Source organism: Parendozoicomonas callyspongiae (assembly GCF_023502345.1).
Taxonomy (GTDB): Bacteria; Pseudomonadota; Gammaproteobacteria; order Pseudomonadales; family Endozoicomonadaceae; genus Sansalvadorimonas; species Sansalvadorimonas callyspongiae.
Window position 1 is genome coordinate 1 of sequence record NZ_JAMFLX010000074.1, and the last position, 1,685, is coordinate 1,685.

Annotated in this window: 3 protein-coding genes; 1 reads left to right on the forward strand and 2 read right to left on the reverse strand. The window is 48.7% G+C overall.

The genetic code is table 11. The features are described from left to right. Positions 1 to 105: 105 nt before the first annotated feature. Together M3P05_RS20265 and M3P05_RS20270 are read right to left on the reverse strand one after the other, a co-directional pair. A complete protein-coding gene (locus M3P05_RS20265; RefSeq protein WP_249701948.1) occupies positions 106 to 399 on the reverse strand; it encodes a HigA family addiction module antitoxin in 294 nt (97 codons plus the stop codon). Then, positions 399 to 677: a type II toxin-antitoxin system RelE/ParE family toxin gene (locus M3P05_RS20270; RefSeq protein ID WP_249701949.1), complete on the reverse strand. Its 279-nt coding sequence runs from the start codon at positions 675 to 677 to the stop codon at positions 399 to 401. The genes M3P05_RS20265 and M3P05_RS20270 overlap by 1 nt, the downstream gene beginning before the upstream one ends. A 156-nt stretch (positions 678 to 833) precedes the next feature. Between M3P05_RS20270 and M3P05_RS20275 the strand changes: the two genes are divergently transcribed. After that, the coding region (locus tag M3P05_RS20275; protein ID WP_249701950.1) for an IS110 family RNA-guided transposase at positions 834 to 1,685 on the forward strand (852 nt) is incomplete at its 3' end.

A 1,685-nucleotide genomic window follows, 5' to 3' on the forward strand; every position in this document is an offset into this window, starting at 1 on the left:
TCATGTGTCAATGGCAATGAAATACGTGTTGCGCCTAACGCCCCCATCATGCGCCGCCGAAGGCGGTCGCATGGATGGGCTTGTTAGGCCAAGAATGTGGCAGGATTACGCGGTAAGAAACTTGAGAGGCTGGAGCTGAGAAAGATTGATACGCTTCTGAGCTTGCCAGATTTCATAGTTATCCTGCATTGCAAGCCAGCTCTGAGGAGTACGCCCCAAAACCTTGGATAATCTGAGAGCCATTTCTGGAGAAATAGCACTCTTACCTTTTATCACCCTATTGAGTGTGGAAGCAGCAACTCCCAGCTGTTCTGCAAGGTAGCGACAGCTAATCTCATACGGTTCCATATAGATGGACTCGATGAATTCCCCCGGATGCGGAGGATTGTGCATAGACATTAGTGATAATCCTCGTAGTTAAGGATGTACGCATTGCCATCCCGAAATTCAAAGGTAACACGCCAGTTACCACTTACTGAGATTGACCATATTTCTGAGCGATTTCCCTTCAGCGGGTGGAGAGAAAAGCCAGGAAGATCAATATCATCAATCACTTGGGCGGTGTCGATAGCAGCTAACTGCATTCTCAGCTTCTTACCGTGCTTGGCCTGAATTCCAGCCTTTTTGCCCGTCTCGAAGAACTGTTTCAGCCCTTTATGTTTGAATGACTTAATCATGAGATAGAGTGTAGCGCATTGCGCAACATGCTGCAATATCAATAATATTACGAAACTTGATGATTGGGAGGGCCTAACGAATGATATGGACTTCCCCCAACTCAACCATTCAGTGCCACACTTCCTGCACTGAACTGATGAGAGAGGAGACATACCATGACATCATTCACTGTTGGTATTGATCTCGCGAAAAATGTTTTCAGTCTGCACGGTGTCGATGCTCATGGCAAAGTGACCCTGCGTAAAACCGTTAAGCGTAACAAACTGTTGGCAGCCTTGGGCAATCTTCCGGAAGATACCTTGATCGGTATGGAAGCGTGCTCAGGTGCGCATCACTGGGCCCGTCAATTTCAAAAGCTCGGTTACACTGCACGCATTATGGCATCGCGTTTTGTCACCCCTTACAGAAAAGGTGGCAAGAACGACAACAACGATGCAGAAGCTATCTGCGAAGCGGTTGGTCGTCCGAATATGCGGTTCGTCAGTATCAAGAGCCCGGATCAGCAGTCGGCCCTGTGTGTTCACCGCTTACGTCAGGGCTTGGTGCGAGCCCGTACAGCCCAGATTAATCAGCTACGAGGGTTACTGATGGAGTTTGGGATCGTTATCCGCAAAAGCAGAGAGTCAGTCCAGCGAGAAGTACCGTTGATCTTAGCGGATGCCGAGAATGATCTGCCCTGGGTTATGCGTCAATTGATCGAAGATGCTTTTAAACGGCTGCTGCAACTGAATGATGATATAGCCGACTATGACAAGATGATTCATAGCCTGGCGCAAAGAACTGAGTCTGCGAAAAAACTATTGGCTATTCCCGGCGTTGGAGAGATGACAGCGACGGCCATTGTTGCCAGCGTGTCCGATGCCAAACAGTTCAAATCCTGTCGGCACTTCACAGCCTGGTTAGGTTTAACGCCGAAACAGCATACGACAGGTGGTGTTGTGCGCCTGGGTCGTATAACCCGAAGGGGCGATATTTACCTGCGAACATTATTGGTTCATGGAGCAAGA

Excerpts from the sequence above, each read along its gene's own strand:
- M3P05_RS20270 (WP_249701949.1), bottom strand. The coding sequence starts at position 677 with ATGATTAAGTCATTCAAACATAAAGGGCTGAAACAGTTCTTCGAGACG.
- M3P05_RS20265 (WP_249701948.1), bottom strand. The coding sequence starts at position 399 with ATGTCTATGCACAATCCTCCGCATCCGGGGGAATTCATCGAGTCCATC.